Below are 19,341 nucleotides of genomic sequence, written 5' to 3' on the forward strand. Positions count from 1 at the left end.
TCACCCACGAAAAAGCCCGCTTTTAAAGCGGGCTTTTCTGTATCTGGTTGTCGCCGTAAAGATTACAGATCTTTAACGGTACGGACCTGATCTTTGTTGACGCGGGTGTGCTTGCCATCCAGTTGTTCGAATTCGTAAAAGCCCGATTCTTCATCGTACTTAGGCGCGTCGACGGCCTGGATTTCTCGACCGTCATTCAAGGTGATCACTGTAGGCGATGCGCAACCGGCGAGGGTCGCAAGGCCCAGTGCGAGCATGAAAGTGGCGAGGGTCCGTTGAGTCATGAGTGTGTCTCCGAATGGGAATTCTTTTGATTGCTGAGCTTGAGACGTATACAACGCGCGCAAGTTCCTTCGCGTGTCAGTCTGACACAGTGTGGTGTGTGCTTAACAGTTCCGGCGTATTGAGATTGGCCAGGCGGGGGTCGTTATCCGGGCATTGCAGGGCTGTGGCGCCCAGCTTGCGCATAAGGCGACCCGGGCTGCGCTCACCTTCTTTCCAGGCGGTCTCGAAAGCCGCTGAAAGGGCGACGGGAATCATGCACAGCAACGGTTCCCAGTGTTCGCCATGACGCAGCATCAACGGTTTGTCCGGATGCTGTCCGGCGGTTTCACGCATGCTCTGGAGCAGCGCGGCATCGATGCGTGGCACATCGCAGGGCAATACCAGTAGGTGAGTGTGGCGGGCGGCCTTCAGGCCTGCGCGGATACCCGCCAACGGTCCCGGAAAGTCGCCTTCGTCGTCATGGACCAACTGATCCGCATAAGGCGCATATTTTTCCAGGTTTCTGTTGCAGGAGATGATCAGGTCATCACTCAGCGGGCGCGTCTTGCGGTGCAGATGCGCGATCAGTGGCTCGCCGTGCCAATCCAGCAAACCCTTGTCCTGACCGCCCATGCGTTGGCCGCGCCCGCCCGCCAGGAGCAGAATGGAGCAAGGCGCCAGAGGTGTATTCGAGGTCATCGCTCTTCTCCATGGGGGCGGCGAAAAAATGAGGCGCTGTGATATAACACCGGGCTGTTTCTCCTACAACTGGACGAGCCTATGAAAGCCAAGGCTGATGTACCTTTCGCACCGCTCAACATCGCGGTGCTGACTGTCAGCGATACCCGTACCCTGGAAACCGATACCTCAGGCCAGGTCTTCGTCGACCGTTTGAGCGCTGCCGGTCATAACCTGGCGGCCCGTGTACTGCTTAAAGATGACCTCTACAAAATTCGCGCGCAAGTCGCCAACTGGATTGCCGATGAGGTCGTGCAGGTGGTGTTGATCACCGGCGGTACCGGGTTCACCGGTCGCGACAGCACGCCCGAAGCCGTGAGTTGCCTGCTGGATAAGCAGGTCGATGGTTTTGGTGAATTGTTCCGGCAGATATCGGTAGCGGATATCGGCACCTCGACGGTTCAGTCCCGGGCCTTGGCCGGTTTGGCCAATGGCACGCTGGTGTGCTGTTTGCCGGGCTCGACCAATGCGGTGCGCACCGGTTGGGACGGCATTCTCGCCGAGCAACTGGATTCGCGTCACCGTCCGTGCAATTTCGTGGCCCATCTGAAACAGGCGGCACCCTGTGAAACCCGCGGGTAAGCCAGGCAAGACTGGCAGTCTGATGGCTGTCGAGGTGGCACTGGCGCGTTTACTGGAAATGGCCGACGCCTCGAAGATTCGTGAACACGAACGCTTGCCGTTGGCGCAGGTTCAGGGGCGTGTACTGGCCATTGATCTGGTCTCGACACTGGATTTGCCGCCTTGGCCGAACAGTGCCATGGACGGTTATGCCTTGCACCTGGCCGACTGGACGGGAGAGCCGTTGGTGGTCAGTCAGAAGATTTTTGCAGGCCAGGCCCCGGAGCCCTTGAAGCCGGGTACCTGTGCGCGAATCTTCACCGGCGCGCCTGTGCCTGCAGGTGCCGACTGTGTCGAGATGCAGGAGAACGCCGAGGTTCAGGCGGATGAGCGGGTACGTTTCACCGAGACCATGAGCCCAGGAAAGAACATCCGTCCACAAGGTCAGGAAGCCACTGTCGGTGAACTGATCCTGCCCGCCGGAACGCGTCTGGGGCCTATCGAGCAGGGGCTGGCGGCATCGCTGGGATGCGCTGAGCTGGACGTGGTTCGCAAAATTCGTGTTGCTGTCTTATCTACCGGTGATGAGTTGATTGAGCCTGGTCAGGCCCTTGGGCCGGGACAGATCTACAACAGTAATCGAGTATTGCTCTGCAGCTGGTTGCAGCGATTGGGTTGTGAGGTGATCGATGCCGGCATTCTTCCCGATGATTTAGCGACCACTCGTGCCCGCCTCGGTGAGTTGAAGAATGTCGACCTGATTCTCTCGACCGGTGGCGTATCGGTGGGGGAGGCCGACTTTCTGGGCATCGCCTTGCGGGAAGAGGGTGAATTGACTCTGTGGAAGCTTGCCATCAAACCAGGTAAGCCGCTGACGTTCGGGCATTTTCGCGGCGTGCCTGTGATTGGTCTGCCCGGTAATCCGGCGTCGACCCTGGTGACTTTTGCTCTGTTGGCAAGGCCCTACCTCTTGCGCCGCCAAGGCGTAAAAGAGGTTGAGCCCCTGAAGTTCCAGGTGCCGGCAGGGTTTGTCTGGCCCAAAGCTGGTAACCGACGTGAGTACTTGCGTGGGCGTCTGGAGAATGGCCGGGCAATCATCTACAAGAATCAGAGCTCTGGCGTACTGCGCAGTGCTGCCTGGGCTGACGGTCTGGTTGAAGTGCTGGAGGACCGTACGCTGCTCGAGGGTGATTATGTGAGCTTCATCCCGCTGAGTGAAGTCTTGAGCTGATACAGGCGCTGGTTTTGCCACGCAAGCCCGATTGATCGCATTGGGCTTGCGTGCATACACATTCTAATGTGCCAGAAGTGTCACGACCTGGTCGAAGCGGCTGTTGGCGATCCAGGCCAGAAGTCCCAGGATCACGGCTGTTCCACCAGCTGAATAGGCAAGCCTGTGTTTAATGGATTTGACGTCACCCCGGACTTCATCCATGTCTCTTCGGATGTACTTGAGGTGTGTCTCCAGTTCAATAACGCGAGGTTCCATATCAACTTCTCCGGCGGGCTTTGCACTGTTTTTGAGTTCAGCCTGATGATTGGCGCGATTTTCAGCGAACGGCGCGACTGGAGTAACCGGTAGTCTGAGGTCATGGCTTTGCATGGAGTAGCTGGCTCCTTGCGTTAAAACCGTTCGAGTGGCCGATGCCAATGTTGCGTGCGCTTTTTGAGGCCCTTAAGGTTGTTCCATTCATTGTTTTCACGTCCCTGTATAAATCAACGGGTGATGACTGATAGCCGAGACACGACGGTGTACCAATTGCCCGGGTGGGTCAATTGAGCCGATTCCTCATGTTTTGTAAGAAAAAATACCGCTCTGTAGGACTCACGTTTCCTGCCCTTGGAAATAATTGAAATCCTTGCGACTTTTATAAGGGGCTGCGAGGTCAACATATCCTATGGAATTTGCGGATATGGGGAGTGGCCAAAATGAGCGAGCGCAAGGCGCTGTTGATCCTGCATGGCAAGCAGGCACTCAATGAGGAGGTTCGTGCAGCCGTCGAAGGCAAGCGCCAGCAGGGCTGGGAACTGGCTGTTCGGCTGACCTGGGAGGCCGGCGATGCGCAGCGGCTGGTGGAAGAAGCGCTGACGGCAGGTTATACGCAGCTGATTGCCGGCGGTGGGGATGGCACTTTGCGTGATATCGCCGAAGCCATGGCGGCGCATTCGACGCAGGCCAGTCTGGTGCTTTTGCCCTTGGGCACCGCCAACGATTTTGCTCGCGCTGCCGGTGTGCCTCTGGAGCCCGCTCAGGCATTGGACCTTCTGGAGGTTGCCCCGCGAGCCATTGATCTGGGAGAAGTCGGCGGGCAGGTTTTCCTGAACATGGCCACCGGCGGTTTTGGCAGTCAGGTCACGGCCAATACCTCCGAGGATCTGAAAAAAATTCTTGGAGGCGCCGCTTATCTCTTCACGGGTTTATCGCGCTTCAGTGAGTTGCATGCGGCCTATGGCGAGTTGCAGGGGCCGGATTTTCACTGGCGCGGCGAATTGCTGGCGTTGGGCATTGGCAATGGTCGACAGGCTGGTGGTGGTCATGTGTTGTGCCCGCAGGCGCTGGCTGACGATGGTCTGTTGGATATCAGCATTTTGCCCGCGCCACAGGAAGTGGTCGGTACCTTGAAAGACCTGCTGGCCGATGGTTTCGGGATCGACAATATGTTTGTGCGAGCTCGCTTGCCATGGGTCGAGATCAAAGTATCGGAGGGTCTTTATATCAACCTTGATGGTGAGCCTCTGGAGGGCGATAGTCTGCGATTCTCGGCGCGCCCGGCGGCATTGCGGGTGCATTTGCCCGAGGGCTCGCCGCTGCTGAGTGTCTCGAGTCCAGCTAATCGTCCAGACTGATGATTTGCTCGCGCACGGCGAACAGTACCAGACCGGCCACATCGTAGATCTGCAAGCGTTTCATGATTTGTGAGCGGTGGGTTTCGACAGTCTTGATGCTCAGACCCAAGCCATTGGCGATTTCCCGGGTGGATTTGCCGCGAACGATCAGTCGCAGGATTTCCAGCTGACGTGCCGTCAGGTTGTGCGAGTCCTGGGTTTGCGTTTGATTTTTCTGGGTTCGGGTCAGCGCCTGGTTGATGACTGTATGGGCAATGGCCGGGCTCAGGTAGCGTTCGTTATTGCGCAAGGCACCCAGGGCATGTTCGAGTTCGGTGGGCGTGGTGTCCTTGAGCAGGTAGCCATGAGCCCCTGATTCCAATGCCTGCATGATGAGCGCCGGGTCGGTGTGCATCGACAGGATGAGCACTTTGCACTGAGGGCGTACTCGCTTGAGTCGCTGCAAGGCTTCAAGGCCACCGGTTTCCTTCATGGAAATATCCAGCAGAATGATGTCCGGCGATAGCTGCTCGACCATCTCGACCAACTGCGAGCCGTCATTGGCCTCCCCGATTACCGCATAGCCGGGAATATCCAGCACCAGAGCGCGCACGCCAGCCCTGATCAGCGAGTGGTCGTCCACCAGAAGTAAGTTACAAGTCAATGCATAACCTTATTCGTACTGGCCCGTTCTAGCGCACGGGGCGCCCAGGGGAAGAGTGCTTCTATTTGAGTGCCTTTGCCCGGTTCGCTGGTCACGGTCAGTGTGCCACCTAACTGATCGATCCGTTCCGACATTCCGGCCATTCCGCGTTGCCCCTCGCGAGCGGGATCTGCCGCTGGCGCGAAACCCAGGCCATCGTCGCTGATCAACAGCGTCAGGCCCAGAGACAGGCGTTGCAGGCGAACCAACAGATTTTTGGCCTCGGCGTGACGCAGTATATTGGTAACTGCTTCTTGAGTGATTCGAAAAGCTGCCACTGCCATTTCCTCAGGTATGCCCGTCAGGCGTTGATGGCATTCCAGGCTCCAGCTCACGGAGGTATTGGCCAGAGTCCTGAGTAAATGTGCACGCAAACTGGCTTCCAGCCCGAGACTGGTTAGTTGCCGTGGATTGAGGATGGCCGAGACGTCCCGAACCTTGGTCAGGGTTTCGTCCAGCGTATCGCAGAGTACCGAGCACTGCCCCTGCAGTTCTTCGGGTAGTCGACGTTTGAGCCATTCACTTTGAAGTTTTGCGGCGGTCAGCAATTGACCGATGTCATCATGCAGTTCCCGACTCAGGCGGTGGCGTTCGTTTTCCTGCACTTCCAGCAGACGGTCAGCCAGTTCTTGAGGTTGAAACTTTATCGATTTGCGCGAGAGACAATGTCCCACCCAGACACAGGTCAGCGCTGCACTGTTGAGCACCAGCAGACTCACCGGCAGAGGCATGGACAAGCTGTAGACCAGCAGGCTGCCAAGCGCCGAGCAGATGCACACTAAAAGCGTGAACCGGCGCGCGTTTTTTCGGGAGGGTGGCCACAGGGTAATTGACTTGAGGCTGGCGTACATAGCGGATGGAGCCAATGGATGTTCGCTGCGGGTAGACCGGCCATCAGGGCTGACGGGTCTCTGTGTGGAAGTCGTTGTGTGAAGTCGCCTTCAATGGCTGCGGTGCAGTGACTGAAATACAGCCTTGAATGTGTTTGGCTGGAGTCACTTTGCCATTAATTGGCGTCAACTAATGGTCGGCATAATACCACTTAAGAGACCGTTGGTCGCGTTCGGTATATAGCTCTATACAGTCAGGAAATATAGTTTTTGGACGGTAGTTCCATAATGGAAAAACTTTCGAGTTTTATCGTAGGAAGATATCGATTGCCAGGCAGTTTATTTTATTGGATAGGCACTATCTGAAGTCGAGACAGGGATAACTATTTGTTTCGCGCTGTCGTCGAATGGTCAGAGTTCTTCAATTGCGACATGACAATAAAAAGCGCAACACGGCCAGAGGCCAGTGATTTCAGGCTTGCCGTTCCGCGAACGAAACGAGCCTGAACGGTCTGGAGTGGTTGTGCGGCTGAAACTGACTTTGTCCTACTTGAAACGCAAACGCTTCAATCAGTGAGGTCTGTTCAGTGTCATCCAGACCGAGCTGGCCAGTAGTCTGGTCAATGAGTTCGAGTTGCCAGGCCATTAGTGTGAAGCAGTCCTTGAGTGCGTCCAGGGCTTGATCGTGCAGGTCCATGTGGTTCTGAGCGTGATTCAGCAATCCATGAATATGCAGCGAGAACTCCGAAACCGTCGCCAGTGCCAGGGCATCGGCCTTGCTGGACAGCTTGAGAAGGGTGCTGAGCATGCAATCGATGGCGTCCTTGTCATTGCTGATCAGTTGCAAATGACTCAGGCATTCCTCGGATTTGGCCAAGAGTGTTTCAGCCTCGACGAGAAACTCTGGAAATCGCTGAGCCCACTCTTTGGTGTCGTTCGGCATGCTTATCTCCACAACGTCATGTCAGATGAGGGAATGTCGTGTGTGCCGACGAGAACCATACATGTCCCGGCGCTGGCAAGCCTTCGTGAGATCGCGCTCTGGCAGGTTTGAGCGCCAGCTGGGGAACTCGAGAGGGTGGATGGCCACTGACCTGCGATCGCACACAAAAGCCTGACTCCGTTCATGCAATGAGAATGGCGTCACATTAATGGCTATTGGATATTGCGAATATCAGGTTGGGCCTGATTGTTACTAGGGGAATCCCTTACGCAGGGGAACCTAACGTGCAAACCGAGGTCGCGCCGCAGGGAATAAAAGCAGATGAAAAATCACGGAGACAGTAAAGCATGATGTTAATGTGACATCAATGCCTGGTCGTGGCATTTTGTCTGGGGGTCAAGGTCCGGCAAAAACAGCCGATAACTCCCTTTAGTGAATTCAACAGAACAAGCCCAGGAGTCATCAATGGCCGGCATTCTCGACACGGTAGACCAACGCACGCAACTGGTGGGTGAGAATCGCCTGGAAATTCTCATGTTCCGGCTGGCCGGACGACAGTTGTTCGCGATCAACGTCTTCAAGGTCCAGGAAGTGTTACAGCTGCCGAAGCTTACGTTGATGCCCCAACGCCATCCCTTTGTTTGCGGAGTGGTCAACCTGCGTGGCCAGACGTTGCCCGTGATCGATCTGTCCCAGGCTATCGGCATGCGGCCGCTGGTGCCAAGCCCCACCAGTACGATCATCGTCACCGAGTACAACCGATCGGTGCAGGCGTTCCTGGTCGGCGGCGTGGACCGCATCGTCAACATGAACTGGGAAGCTATTTTGCCGCCGCCGGCCAGTGCCGGTCGCCAGCATTACTTGACCGCCATCAGCAAGGTCGATGATCAGTTGGTAGAAATCATCGACGTCGAAAAAGTCCTGGCCGAAATCGTTCCGTACAACGCCAAGGTCTCGCGCGACAAACTCGACGATCCGGTTCTGGAGCTCGCCCGTGGTCGTGAAGTGCTGCTGGTGGATGACTCGAATGTGGCCCTGTCGCAGTTGCGCGATACATTGGGTCAACTGGGCGTGAAGATGCACATCGCCAGCGATGGTTTGAAGGCGCTGAACATGCTCAAGGCCTGGGCCGATACGGGCGAAGTCATGACCGACAAGCTGCTGATGATCTTTACCGATGCGGAAATGCCGGAAATGGACGGCTATCGCCTGACTACCGAAATCCGCAACGACCCCCGTTTGCGCGGCCTTTATGTGGTCTTGCACACTTCGCTGTCAGGCAGCTTCAACGACTCGATGGTGAAGAAAGTCGGCTGCGACAACTTCCTCTCCAAGTTCCAGCCCGACAAACTCGTCGACGTGGTGCGCCAGCGTCTGATGCTCGACGCAGTATCTGCTTGATAACGATCTGGAAAAAAGCGCAGTTGCAGTGTTCGGGCCGCTGCGCAGCCAAGCCCCAATGCCGGTAAGTTGAGCGACGAAAACCCTGTGGGAGCGTGGCTGTCCGCGAAGAGTGCACCGCGGTTTTTCAGGTATTACGCGTCATCGTTCTTCGCGGGCAAGCCACGCTCCTACAGGTTCTGCGCAAACTCCCCCTGTCACAGGGCCTTTGATTCGGCAATCAAGCTCGTATAGGGTGGCGTTTTTACCCACCAGGGAGCTGGCCATGCTGCGTCTGAGCGCGCTTTATCGTTTTCCGTTGAAATCCGGCAAGGGCGAGACCCTCAATCAGGTCAGCCTGGACAAGCTGGGACTGGACGGCGATCGACGCTGGATGCTGGTGGACGAAGCCAGTGGGCGCTTTCTCACCCAGCGCGCGGTGGCGAAAATGAGTCAGCTGTCGGCGTTGTGGAATGCCGATGGCGGCTTGACCCTCAGTGCCCCAGGCCATTCACCGATCGATATTGCGTTGCCTGACGATGAAGCCGATCTGCGTGGGGTGACCATCTGGCGCGATACCTTGCGCGTCCCCGATGCCGGCGATGCGGCGGGTGCCTGGGTCAGTGAGTTCATCGGCAAGCCGACGCGTCTGGTGCAAGTGCCGCTTGATCGCGCCCGGACCACCCAGTCCGGTTACGGCAAGGACGACGATCAGGTGGCTTTTGCCGACGGTTTTCCGTTGTTATTGATTGGTCAGGCGTCGCTGGAAGACTTGTCGAGCAAGGTCGGGCGGCCGCTGGAGATGTTGCGCTTTCGGCCCAATCTGGTGATCGAGGGCAGCGAGGCGTATGCCGAAGATGGCTGGAAGCGCATTCGCATCGGCGATGTCGAGTTCCGCGTGGTCAAGTCCTGTTCACGCTGCATTCTGACCACCATCGACCCGCAGACCGGCGAACGCAGCGAAGATCGTGAACCGCTGGCGACCTTGCAGAAATACCGGGCCCAGGAAGACGGCGCGATGTTCGGCCAGAACCTGGTCAACGACGGTAACGGCCGCCTGGAAGTCGGCATGCCGGTGACGATCCTCGAATAAAAGCCCTTCAAAATGAAAAAATGCCCGTGTCCAAGGACACGGGCATTTTTTTTGTCGCTGTGAAAACCCAGGGTTTTAGCCGCGGTATTCGCACAGGTAAGCGGTGTCGACGGCCACTTTCAGCTGGAACTTGCTGTTGGCGGGTACGTTGAACTGGCTACCGGCGGCGAAGGTTTCCCAGGTGTCGCTGTCAGGCAGTTTGACGGTCAGGGCGCCGGACACCACGTGCATGATTTCACGCTGGCTGGTGCCGAATTCGTATTCGCCCGGTGCCATGACGCCGATGGTCGCTGGACCTTCAGCGGTGCCAAAGGCGATCGACTTGACGGTGCCGTCGAAGTACTCGTTGACTTTAAACATGGGCGGTTCCTCGAAAAGGGCTAAAAAGGGCCGGCCAGTATGCACAAGGTGTCGATAGGCGTCACCTCCTGCACTCAAGGATTAGCGGGGAAAATCAACGGTAACAAACGTGCGGTATTGCGCGCGTCTTCCAGCGCCCGATGCTGCTGACCGGTGAACTGCAGGCCCGCCAGTTGCAGGGCTCCATTAAGCCCCAGCGGGCGCTCCAGCCGACAAGCCTTGGCGAAGCGTTGCTTGAGGTTCATGTGCGGCACCCGGCTCAGGGTGCTGTCGAGTTGCAGGCGCTGCCAGTCCTGAAGCAGTTGTTTGCGGTCGTAATCACCCCAACTGGCCCAGCCTTCCAGGCTCGCGTGATGTTGGCCGAGCCAGCGTTCGAACAACGGCCAGATGTCGGTGAGCGGCTGTGCGGCATCGATATTGGCCTGGGTGATGTGGGTCAGTTCCCGGCAAAACGGCGTCAGCAAGGGCCGGCGCAACGGGCGCACGAAGCACTGGAAGTGATCCAGTTCCTGGCCTTTGCGGTCCACGAGGGTGGCACCGATTTCGATGATTTCCATTTCTGTTACTGGCCAGCCACCCTCATCGGTGGTGGCTTCCAGATCAATGACCAACCAGTGAGGCATCGCAGGGTTCCTGGTATCCGCGTCCTGATAGGGCTTGAGCGTAGCCAAACGCGGCGGATCCGCCTAGCGGCTTATTCGACCTCTAACAAAATCTGACGATTTTTGACCTGATCGCCTACCTTGATCTGCAACCGTTTGAGCACGCCGTCGATACCCGATTTGAGCGGATGCTCCATTTTCATTGCTTCAAGCACCACCAGTAGCTGACCTTTGCTGACCGGGCTGCCCTCACTGATCAGTACATCGACGATCGCCCCGTCCATCGGCGCCTTGAGCGTGCCGGAACTGACACTGACCTGGCCGCCGATCAGCGCCTGGGTCCGATCGACCAGCCGCAGGCTGCCGGGGCGCGTGAACAACCACAGTTGCCCGGCTTCGAGGCGATAGGCATGGCGTTGGCGAATGCCGTCGATTTCCAGGGTGGCCCAGCGTCCGTCGCATCCGATGACCTTCAGTTCGAGGGCGCGAGTGCGAACCTGAACGCGGTAGGGTTTGCCAGGTTCAGCGTTCAATTCCACCGGCCAATCCTGATCCTCCAGGCCGATTCGGTAGTGCAAGGGCACGCTGGCGTTGTTGCGCCAACCGGCCAGCGGGGCGCGGTGAGCCTGTGCTGAAGCTTGATAAAACAGTGCCGTGGCGATGGCCAGTTCTTCGGCGTTTGGCACATGGGGATACAGGCAGGGATGATCGGCGAAGTGCGTGGGGATGAACCCGGTGCTGAACTCGCCGCTGATGAACTGCGGATGTTCCAGCAGACTGGCGAGCAAGCGCTGATTGCCTTGCACGCCCAGCAGCACGCTGTCCTGCACCGCCCGCAACAACTTGCGCCGGGCTTCTTCGCGGGTGGCACCGTGGGCGATGAGCTTGGCCAGCATTGGGTCATAGAACGGGCTGACAGACTGGCCTTCGATCAGACCATGGTCGATCCGCACGTCGCCCTGCAACGCAGGTTCCCAGGCTACGATTCGCCCGGTTTGCGGCACAAATCCCAGGGCCGGATCTTCGGCGTACAGGCGCACCTCCATGGCATGCCCGTTGAGCTGCATCTGCTCCTGTCGCAACGGCAGTGGCAACCCTTCGGCGACGTGTAACTGCCAGGCCACCAGATCAAGACCGGTGATCAGCTCTGTCACTGGGTGTTCCACTTGCAGCCGGGTGTTCATTTCTAGAAAGTAAAAGCGCCCGCGAGCATCCAGCAGGAATTCCACAGTGCCAGCGCCGACGTAATTCACCGCGCGTCCTGCCTTGAGCGCTGCATCCCCCATGGCTTGGCGCAACTCGGTCGTCATCACCGGGCAGGGCGCTTCTTCGATGATTTTCTGGTGGCGGCGCTGGATCGAACAGTCGCGCTCGCCAAGGTAGATCAGGTTGCCGTGCTGATCGCCGAACACCTGAACCTCGACGTGACGCGGGTCGATCAAGGCTTGCTCGAGGATCAGTTCGTCGCAGCCAAACCCATGCAGCGCTTCGGAGCGTGCGGTACGGAGTTGCTCCAGCAACTCGGCGGCGCTATGCACCAGACGCATGCCACGCCCGCCACCGCCGGCACTGGCCTTGATCATCAGCGGGTAGCCGATGCGTTCGGCTTCGCGGTTCAGGGTCGCGTCATTCTGATCGCTGCCCTGATAGCCTTTGATGCAGGGCACGCCCGCTTTGATCATGGCGAGTTTCGACAGACGTTTGCTGCCCATCAGTTCGATGGCCTCGGGGCTGGGGCCGATGAAGATGATGCCGGCCTGTTGGCAGGTGAGGGCGAATTCTGCGTTTTCCGAGAGGAAGCCGTAACCGGGATGGATCGCATCGGCACCGGTGCGCCGGGCGGCCTCGATGATCGCCGCAATGTTCAGATATGACTGCTGCACTGGGGCCGGGCCGATGTTCACGGCTTCGTCGGCCATCTGCACATGCAAGGCATCGGCGTCGGCATCGCTGAACACGGCGACGGTGCGGTAGCCAAGCGCTTGCGCGGTGCGCTGGATGCGGCAGGCGATTTCACCGCGGTTGGCGATCAGGATTTTGCTGAAGGCGGGCATGGGTTGTTCCCTTTGTATTGCGATGAATGTGATGGCCTCTTCGCGGGCAAGCCTCGCTCCTACAGGGGTATCACGCAGTCCGTAGGAGCGAGGCTTGCCCGCGAAGCTCTTAAATCGCCCAACCCGGTTTACGCTTCTGCACAAAAGCCATCGTCCCCTCGACCCCTTCATCCCCGGTCACCGCTTCACTGAACCACTCGGCCGCCTGATCCAGCAGGCCATCCGAGAGTTGCACCGCACTCGCCAGCAAGAGTTTTTTGGTCGCCGCATTCGCCCCAGGCGCGCAACACAACACATGGGCCAGCACCTCATCGAGGCGCTCGGCCAAGGCTTGCGGGTCATGCTCGACAAAATGCACCAGTCCCATCCTCCGCGCCTGGTTGCCATCGAACCGTGCGGCGGTCAGGGCCAGTCGGCGAGCCTGGGTCAGGCCGATGCGCTGCACCACGAACGGCGCGATCTGCGCCGGCAACAGGCCGAGGCTGGTTTCCGGAAGGCCGAATTGCGCCTGATGATCGGCCATCGCGATGTCACTGACGCAGGCCAGACCGAAACCACCGCCAAGCACCGCGCCTTGCAGCACGCTGATGACCACTTGCGGCGCGTGCTGGGTTTCTTCCAGCAAGGCGCCGAACGCACGGTTCAATTTGCGGTAGGCGGTCGCGCCTTGAGCGCGGGCATTGGCCATGTCCTTGATGTCGGCACCGGCACAAAAATGCCCACCGGCACCGCCGATCACCAACGCGCGAACCTGCCGGTCATCCCGCACCGCCGCCAGCACCGCGCGCAGCTCGGCGACCATTTGCAGGCTCATGGCGTTGCGACTGTCGGGGCGATTGAGGGTGATGTGCAGGACGCCGTTATGCCGTTCGAGCAACAGGGTCTGGCAAACGGGAAGGGTGTTCATTTCTTTTTCCCCGGCAGGATGCCCATGAGTTTGCAGATGATCCCCAGCATGATTTCGTCGGCACCGCCGCCGATCGACACCAGTCGCACGTCGCGGTAAGCCCGGGCCACCGGGTTGTCCCACATGAAGCCCATGCCGCCCCAATATTGCAGGCAACTGTCGCTGACTTCCCGCCCCAGCCGCCCGGCCTTGAGTTTGGCCATGGACGCCAGACGGGTGACGTCCTGGCCTTTGATGTATTGCTCGGTGGCTTGATAGACCAGCGCCCGCAGGCATTCGATTTCGGTTTGCAGTTCGGCCAGGCGGAAATGGATGACCTGATTGTCGATCAGCGCATTGCCGAAGGTTTTGCGCTCCTTGCAATACTCGATGGTGCTGTCGACGCAGTACTCCAGGCCTTTGATCATGTTTGCCGCGCCGAACAGCCGTTCTTCCTGGAACTGCAGCATCTGCATCATGAACCCTGCGCCTTCGTGCCCGATGCGGTTGCGTTGCGGCACGCGCACGTTGTCGAAGAATATCTGGGCGGTTTCCGAGCTGCGCATGCCGAGCTTGTCCAGGTGCGAGCTGAGGCTGATGCCGGGGCTGTTCATCGGCACCATGATCAGCGACTTGTTGATGTGCGGTTTGTCGTCCGAGGTGTTGGCCAGCAGGCAGATGAAGTCGGCGCTCGGCGAGTTGGTGATCCACATCTTGCTGCCGTTGATCACGTAGTCGTCGCCGTCCTTGCGGGCGGTGGTTTTCAAACCGGCTACGTCGGAGCCGGCACCGACTTCAGAGACGCCGATGCAGCCAACCTGCTCGCCGGTGATCGCCGGCCGCAGGAATTCTTCGCGCAGTTCATCGGAGCCGAAACGCGCCAAGGCCGGGGTGCACATGTCGGTCTGCACGCCGATGGACATCGGAATACCGCCGCAATGAATGGTGCCGAACTCTTCGGCGGCCACAATCGAATAACTGTAATCGAGCCCCATGCCGCCGAATTTTTCCGGTTTTGAAATCCCCAGCAGACCGAGGTCGCCCGCCTTGCGAAAGATCTCATGGATCGGAAAGCGCCCGGCCTTTTCCCATTCATCGACATGAGGATTGATCTCGTGATCGACGAATTGGTGGACGGTACGGCGCAGTGCTTCGTGTTCCTGGGTGAAGATCATTTTTTATTGTTCTCCTGACGAACCCGATCGTTCCCATGCGCAGCAAAGGAACGCCTCTATGGACGCTCTGCGTCCGCCGTGGGGACGCGGAGCGTCCCGGCTGCATTCCCACGCAGAGTGTGGGAACGATCAATCAAAACCGCGCGACGCCGAAACTGTTGGATTGCAGCGAACGAACCTCGGCCTCATGGCAGATATCCAGCAAATACCCGAGCAACGTGCGGGTATCCCGCGGATCAATCAGCCCGTCGTCCCACAGATTGGCGCTGCCATACAGCGCGGTGGACTGGCTGTCGAGTTTCTGCGCGGTGACCTGTTCCAGCATGTCGAGCATTTTCGGGTCGGGCACCAACCCGTCCTTGAGGTGTTTGGCTTCGGTGACGATCCGCAATACTTTGCCGGCCTGAGCGCCCCCCATCACCGCAGTGCGGCTGTTGGGCCAGGCGAAGATGAATCGCGGGTCGAGGCCACGGCCGCACATCGCGTAGTTGCCGGCGCCGTAGGAACCGCCGACGACGATCGTCAATTTAGGCACCCGCGCATTGGCCACCGCTTGAATCATTTTCGCGCCGTGCTTGATCACGCCTTGTTGTTCCGACTCGGTGCCGACCATGAAACCGGTGGTGTTGTGGAAAAACAGCAGGGGCGTCTGGCTCTGGTCGCAGAGCTGAATGAACTGTGCAGCCTTGCTCGCACCTTTGGGCGTAATCGGGCCGTTGTTGCCGATGAAGCCGCAGGCTCGACCCTGAATCTGCAAATGCCCGCAGATTGTTTGCTGGTCGAACTCGCCCTTGAATTCGAGGAAGTTCGAGGCGTCGGCAATCCGGGCGATGATTTCGCGCACGTCATAGGGTTTTTTCGGGTCATCCGGGATCAGACCCAGCAGTTCGTCGATGGGGTAGAGCGGTTCTTCCCACCGACGTTCGGGTAACCATTGCAGCTGATCGTTCCACGGCAACAGGCTCATGATCTCGCGCACCTGGCGCACGCCATCGGCATCGTTCTCGGCCAGGTATTCGGCGGTGCCGGCGGTTTGCGCGTGCATCTCGGCGCCGCCCAGTTCTTCATCGGTGGCGACTTCACCGGTGGCGGCCTTGAGCAACGGCGGCCCGGCGAGAAACAGTTTGGCCTTGCCGCGCACCACCACCACGTAATCCGACAACCCCGGCTGATAAGCGCCGCCCGCCGTGGCCGAGCCATGGACCACGGTGATTTGCGGCAAGCCCATGGCCGACATCCGCGCCTGATTGGCAAAGCTGCGCGCGCCTTCGACGAAAATCTCCGCCGCGTAATTGAGGTTGGCGCCGCCGCTTTCGGCGAGGGTGATTACCGGCAGTTTGTTTTCCATGGCGATCTGTTGCAGGCGCAGAGACTTTTTCAAACCACTGGGGGAAATGGTTCCGCCCTTGATCGCGCTGTTGTTCGCCACCACTAGCACCCGTGCGCCGGACACGTAACCGATTCCGGCGATCAAACCGCCCCCAGCCGAACTTCCGTCCTTGTCGTCGTGCAGCTTGTAGCCGGCCAGGCTCGCCAGTTCGAGGAACGGCGCGCCTGGATCGAGCAATAGATTAAGACGTTCACGGGGCAGCAGTTGCCCGCGCTTGTCGAACCTGGGCTTGGCTTCGGCGGCTTTGCTCAGCAGGTTCTGTTCGAGCTGACGGACCTGCTCGATGCCGGCCAGCATGGCCGTCCGGTTGCGGGCGAACGCTTCGCTGAACGGATCTACCTGGGACTGGATGACCGGCATGGTTACTCCTTGTCCTTGAGCTCGTCTGGTTTGGATATGTCTGGTTTGAGCGCGTCGGGTTTGAGTACTTCAGGTAAATAGGCGCGGTGAAAGCCGTTGTACGAGTGGCTGTTCTGCGCCTTGTGCATCGGCCAGGCCCGCCCGCCGAGGCTGGCGGCACCGTCGATGCGCAACGTGCTGCCGCTGACAAAAGCGGCTGCCGGGCTGAGCAGGAAAACAATCGCCGCGCTGATTTCCGATTCGGTGCCGATGCGCTTGAGCGGTACGTGTTCGCACAGGGTCGGGATCACGGCCCGGAACGCGCCTTCGTAGGTGTCCATGCCGCTGGAGGCGACCCAGCCTGGCGCGACGGCGTTGACCCGCACGCCGGCATAGCCCCATTCAAACGCGGCGGTCTTGGTGAAGTTGTCCATGCCCGAGCGCGCCGCGCCCGAGTGCCCCATGCCGGGCATGCCACCCCACATGTCGGCGAGCATGTTGACGATGGCGCCGCCATGCTTGCTCATCGACTGATTGAACACCTCACGGGCCATCAGAAAGCCGCCCACCAAATTAGTGCGCAATATGGTTTCGAAACCTTTCTGATTGATCGACGCCAGGGGCGAGGGGTACTGCCCGCCAGCATTGTTGACCAACCCATGAATCGGCCCGTGTTTACGGATCAATTCGCTGACCAATTGCGTGACGGCGTCTTCATCGCGGATATCGCAGACCTGCCAACTGGCTTTACCGCCGTCTTCGGTGATTTCAGCGGCGACCTTTTTCAGTTTCTCGGCATTACGCCCCACCAGCAGCACATGTGCGCCGAGGGCTGCGAGCTCGTGAGCGGTGCAACGACCGATGCCGCTGCCGCCACCGGTGACGATGATGTTTTGGCCAGCGAACAGGTCGGGTTTGTAAATCGAGTCATAAGCCATGGCGACGGTCCTCTTAGGGGGCGTTCTCAATTAGTTTCCCTGCCGCGTTGTCGCCTTAAAGCGGGCCAGGCAAGGCGCAGGCCGCTGGGAATGGTAGCTCCCTTTCCAAGGCCTGCAACGCAGCCTGGCCCGCTTTAAGGCACAACCCGAAGGGCCGGGCCTGCTGTTGTGCAGGGCTGTGTTGCTTGAAGCTTATTTGGAATGACCAAACTACGCTTCTCGCGCCTTGCCCTGCACAACAGCAGACCCGGCGCGGCGGGGAAACTAATTGAGAACGCCCCCTAGACCTGATCGGCGATGCGCTGCGGCACCGGAATCTGGATCTCCAGCAGTTGTTGGGCGAATGCCTTGCCTTGCGGGTCGATCCGCAGGCTGGCCACGCCACCGCCGCCGAGCGCGTTCTCCAGAAGAAAATTAAAGCTCTGAGTGCCGGGTAAATACCAGCGTTCGACACGCCCGTGGATCGGGTCAAGGACATGGCTCATCCAGTCGACGATCACTTCCGGGGTCAGAGCCTCGGCGATCCACGGCAAGTAGTCGGGATGGCGGGCCATGACGCCGATATTGCTGTGATTGCCCTTGTCGCCGGAGCGCGCCACGGCGAGTTTGATCAGGGCCACGCTGGCGTCGGCGCGCTCTGCGGGTTGGGGCGGCTCGAACGGTAGCGGCAAGTCAGCCGGGTCGAGTACATCGAGGGCGGGCAGGGCGCATGGGTGGCGTTCACCGGCGAGGTCGATTTCCAGGGCGCAGGCCGTTTTGTCGATCAGGAATGAAAATAGCCGGATCAGCGGGTACACCGTCGGCCGCCCGCCGACAATCCCGGTCAACCCCGGCGCCATGCCGGTGGCGGCTTGGGCGATTTCCCGGGAAAACAGAATCAAGGCCTGTTTGCCTGGGTGGCGCACGGCGAGTTTGATCACCACTTCGCGGCTGTCCTTGCGCTGGCCATGGGGGCCGTAAGTGGCTTCGCTGCCCAGCAGTTCGATGTTCACTTCGCTGTAGGGCGCCCAGCCGCGCTGGCTGAAGATTTCCGAGGTCTTGTTGATGATCGCCTGGCTGACCCGTCGGGCCTTGGCCACGGCATCGATCCCGGCAATCAGGCAACTGGCGGTACAGCGGAAACCGTCCGGATACGTGGCGCTGACCTTGTACTGATCGGTCGGCGGCAAGCCTTTTGCGCCATGCACCTGAACCGCGTTTTTGCCTTGTTGCACGAGTTTGACCTGACTGAAATCGCACACCACATCGGGCAGCAGATAGGCCTGCGGGTCGCCAATTTCATAAAGCATCTGCTCGCCCACCGTCAGGGGCGTGACCAGACCGCCGGAACCATCGGGTTTGCTGACGATAAACTGGCCGTCGGCGCTGACTTCAACGATCGGAAAACCGATGTGTTCGTAGTCGGGCACGTCGTGCCAATCGGTGAAATTGCCGCCGGTGCATTGGGCGCCACATTCAATGAGATGCCCGGCCAATGCAGCCTGGGCGAGTTTGTCGTAGTCGTGCCACGACCAGCCGAACTCATGCACCAGCGCGGCGCTGACCACGGCGCTGTCGACCACGCGCCCGGTAATCACAATGTCGGCGCCCAGACGCAGGGCTTCGACGATGCCCGGCGCGCCGAGATAGGCATTGGTCGACACGCACATCGGTGGCAGGGGCGTGCCACTGAACATCTCATGGAGGCCAAGGCTGCTCAGGCGTTTGAACTGAGGTTGCAAGTCGTCACCCGACAATACGGCGATCTTCAGCGCCACCCCGGCCTTGTCGCAGGCAGCTTGCAAAACAGCGGCGCAAGCCTGTGGATTGACGCCACCGGCATTGCTGATGACGCGGATCTTCCGTTCCGCGAGCTGGTTGAGGAGGGGACTGAGCACTTCGATGAAGTCGCTGGCGTAGCCGGCTCCCGGATCTTTTATCCGCGCCCCGGCCATGATCGACATCGTGATCTCGGCCAGATAGTCGAACACCAGATAGTCCAGCCGCCCGCCTTCCACCAGTTGTTCGGCGGCGGTCGAGGTATCGCCCCAGAATGCACTGGCGCAACCGATGCGAATTGTTTTAGGCGCAGTCAATTCCATAACCACCTCCGACAGAAGTGCTTCGAGACTACCAAGCAAGCGCTTGGTTTGTAAACGACTGAAATATCTTCTGCCCAAGCGCTTGCTTGGTCGCCCCCGCCAGCTTAAATTGCCCGCGCAACCCCGCTGTTTTAGCGGGCAGCGGCGCAATTGATTGATCGACTGTAGGAGAGAACGG

Annotated in this window: 19 protein-coding genes; 5 read left to right on the top strand and 14 right to left on the bottom strand. The window is 59.1% G+C overall.

The window, feature by feature from the left end; genetic code table 11:
- Positions 1-62: 62 nt before the first annotated feature.
- Both AB4O41_RS25505 and mobA read right to left on the bottom strand, forming a co-directional pair.
- A complete protein-coding gene (locus AB4O41_RS25505) occupies positions 63-284 on the bottom strand; it encodes a YgdI/YgdR family lipoprotein (RefSeq protein ID WP_007895056.1) in 222 nt (73 codons plus the stop codon).
- Between the two features lie 76 nt (positions 285-360).
- Entirely contained in the window at positions 361-963 is a 603-nt protein-coding gene (gene mobA / locus AB4O41_RS25510; protein WP_460145165.1) for a molybdenum cofactor guanylyltransferase MobA, read from the bottom strand.
- A gap of 81 nt (positions 964-1,044) precedes the next feature.
- On the opposite strand from mobA, the gene moaB reads away from it, so the two are divergent.
- Entirely contained in the window at positions 1,045-1,584 is a 540-nt protein-coding gene (gene moaB, locus AB4O41_RS25515; protein WP_008075630.1) for a molybdenum cofactor biosynthesis protein B, read from the top strand.
- Positions 1,568-2,794: a molybdopterin molybdotransferase MoeA gene (locus tag AB4O41_RS25520; RefSeq protein WP_460145166.1), complete on the top strand. Its 1,227-nt coding sequence runs from the start codon at positions 1,568-1,570 to the stop codon at positions 2,792-2,794. Before moaB ends, AB4O41_RS25520 begins: the two co-directional genes overlap by 17 nt.
- Before the next feature lie 63 nt (positions 2,795-2,857).
- Here the strand turns inward: AB4O41_RS25520 and AB4O41_RS25525 are convergent, their stop codons facing one another.
- Complete coding sequence (locus tag AB4O41_RS25525) at positions 2,858-3,166, bottom strand: hypothetical protein (RefSeq protein ID WP_460145167.1); 309 nt, start codon at positions 3,164-3,166, stop codon at positions 2,858-2,860.
- A gap of 326 nt (positions 3,167-3,492) precedes the next feature.
- On the opposite strand from AB4O41_RS25525, the gene yegS reads away from it, so the two are divergent.
- Entirely contained in the window at positions 3,493-4,410 is a 918-nt protein-coding gene (gene yegS / locus AB4O41_RS25530) for a lipid kinase YegS (RefSeq protein ID WP_460145168.1), read from the top strand.
- Here the strand turns inward: yegS and AB4O41_RS25535 are convergent.
- The 3 genes from AB4O41_RS25535 to AB4O41_RS25545 all read right to left on the bottom strand — a co-directional run bounded on the left by AB4O41_RS25535 (position 4,394) and on the right by AB4O41_RS25545 (position 6,865).
- Positions 4,394-5,053 carry a response regulator gene (locus tag AB4O41_RS25535; RefSeq protein ID WP_460145169.1) on the bottom strand — a complete coding sequence of 220 codons (660 nt, stop codon included), beginning with the start codon at positions 5,051-5,053 and terminating at the stop codon, positions 4,394-4,396. The two genes, yegS and AB4O41_RS25535, sit on opposite strands and share 17 nt — an antisense overlap.
- Positions 5,050-5,943: a sensor histidine kinase gene (locus AB4O41_RS25540; protein ID WP_460148421.1), complete on the bottom strand. Its 894-nt coding sequence runs from the start codon at positions 5,941-5,943 to the stop codon at positions 5,050-5,052. Before AB4O41_RS25540 ends, AB4O41_RS25535 begins: the two co-directional genes overlap by 4 nt.
- 451 nt (positions 5,944-6,394) lie before the next feature.
- Positions 6,395-6,865: a hypothetical protein gene (locus AB4O41_RS25545; RefSeq protein WP_460145170.1), complete on the bottom strand. Its 471-nt coding sequence runs from the start codon at positions 6,863-6,865 to the stop codon at positions 6,395-6,397.
- A 465-nt stretch (positions 6,866-7,330) separates the two neighbouring features.
- Between AB4O41_RS25545 and AB4O41_RS25550 the strand changes: the two genes are divergently transcribed.
- Entirely contained in the window at positions 7,331-8,266 is a 936-nt protein-coding gene (locus AB4O41_RS25550) for a chemotaxis protein CheV (RefSeq protein WP_460145171.1), read from the top strand.
- Between the two features lie 265 nt (positions 8,267-8,531).
- On the top strand, positions 8,532-9,338 hold the full coding sequence (locus tag AB4O41_RS25555) for an MOSC domain-containing protein (protein WP_460145172.1): 807 nt from the start codon (positions 8,532-8,534) through the stop codon (positions 9,336-9,338).
- 75 nt (positions 9,339-9,413) lie between these two features.
- Here the strand turns inward: AB4O41_RS25555 and ppnP are convergent, their stop codons facing one another.
- From ppnP to AB4O41_RS25595, 8 genes are all read right to left on the bottom strand, one after another.
- The gene (gene ppnP, locus AB4O41_RS25560) at positions 9,414-9,698 is read right to left on the bottom strand and encodes a pyrimidine/purine nucleoside phosphorylase (RefSeq protein ID WP_007895072.1); all 285 of its coding nucleotides are present in this window, start codon (positions 9,696-9,698) and stop codon (positions 9,414-9,416) included.
- Positions 9,699-9,772: 74 nt separating this feature from the next.
- Positions 9,773-10,321 (bottom strand): 3'-5' exonuclease, encoded by a 549-nt coding sequence (locus AB4O41_RS25565; RefSeq protein WP_460145173.1) that lies wholly within the window; start codon positions 10,319-10,321, stop codon positions 9,773-9,775.
- Positions 10,322-10,392: 71 nt separating this feature from the next.
- Entirely contained in the window at positions 10,393-12,354 is a 1,962-nt protein-coding gene (locus tag AB4O41_RS25570) for an acetyl/propionyl/methylcrotonyl-CoA carboxylase subunit alpha (RefSeq protein WP_460145174.1), read from the bottom strand.
- Positions 12,355-12,463: 109 nt separating this feature from the next.
- On the bottom strand, positions 12,464-13,261 hold the full coding sequence (locus tag AB4O41_RS25575; protein WP_460145175.1) for an enoyl-CoA hydratase/isomerase family protein: 798 nt from the start codon (positions 13,259-13,261) through the stop codon (positions 12,464-12,466).
- Entirely contained in the window at positions 13,258-14,415 is a 1,158-nt protein-coding gene (atuD, locus tag AB4O41_RS25580; protein WP_460145176.1) for a citronellyl-CoA dehydrogenase, read from the bottom strand. The genes AB4O41_RS25575 and atuD overlap by 4 nt, the downstream gene beginning before the upstream one ends.
- A 133-nt stretch (positions 14,416-14,548) precedes the next feature.
- Positions 14,549-16,165, bottom strand: a complete 1,617-nt coding sequence (atuC, locus tag AB4O41_RS25585; protein WP_460145177.1) for a geranyl-CoA carboxylase subunit beta — start codon at positions 16,163-16,165, stop codon at positions 14,549-14,551.
- Between the two features lie 2 nt (positions 16,166-16,167).
- Positions 16,168-17,082, bottom strand: coding sequence for an SDR family oxidoreductase (locus tag AB4O41_RS25590; RefSeq protein ID WP_460145178.1), 915 nt, complete (start codon positions 17,080-17,082; stop codon positions 16,168-16,170).
- A gap of 281 nt (positions 17,083-17,363) precedes the next feature.
- Positions 17,364-19,163, bottom strand: a complete 1,800-nt coding sequence (locus AB4O41_RS25595) for an acyclic terpene utilization AtuA family protein (protein ID WP_460145179.1) — start codon at positions 19,161-19,163, stop codon at positions 17,364-17,366.
- Between the last annotated feature and the right edge of the window lie 178 nt (positions 19,164-19,341).

This window comes from Pseudomonas sp. S2_A02 (assembly GCF_054668495.1).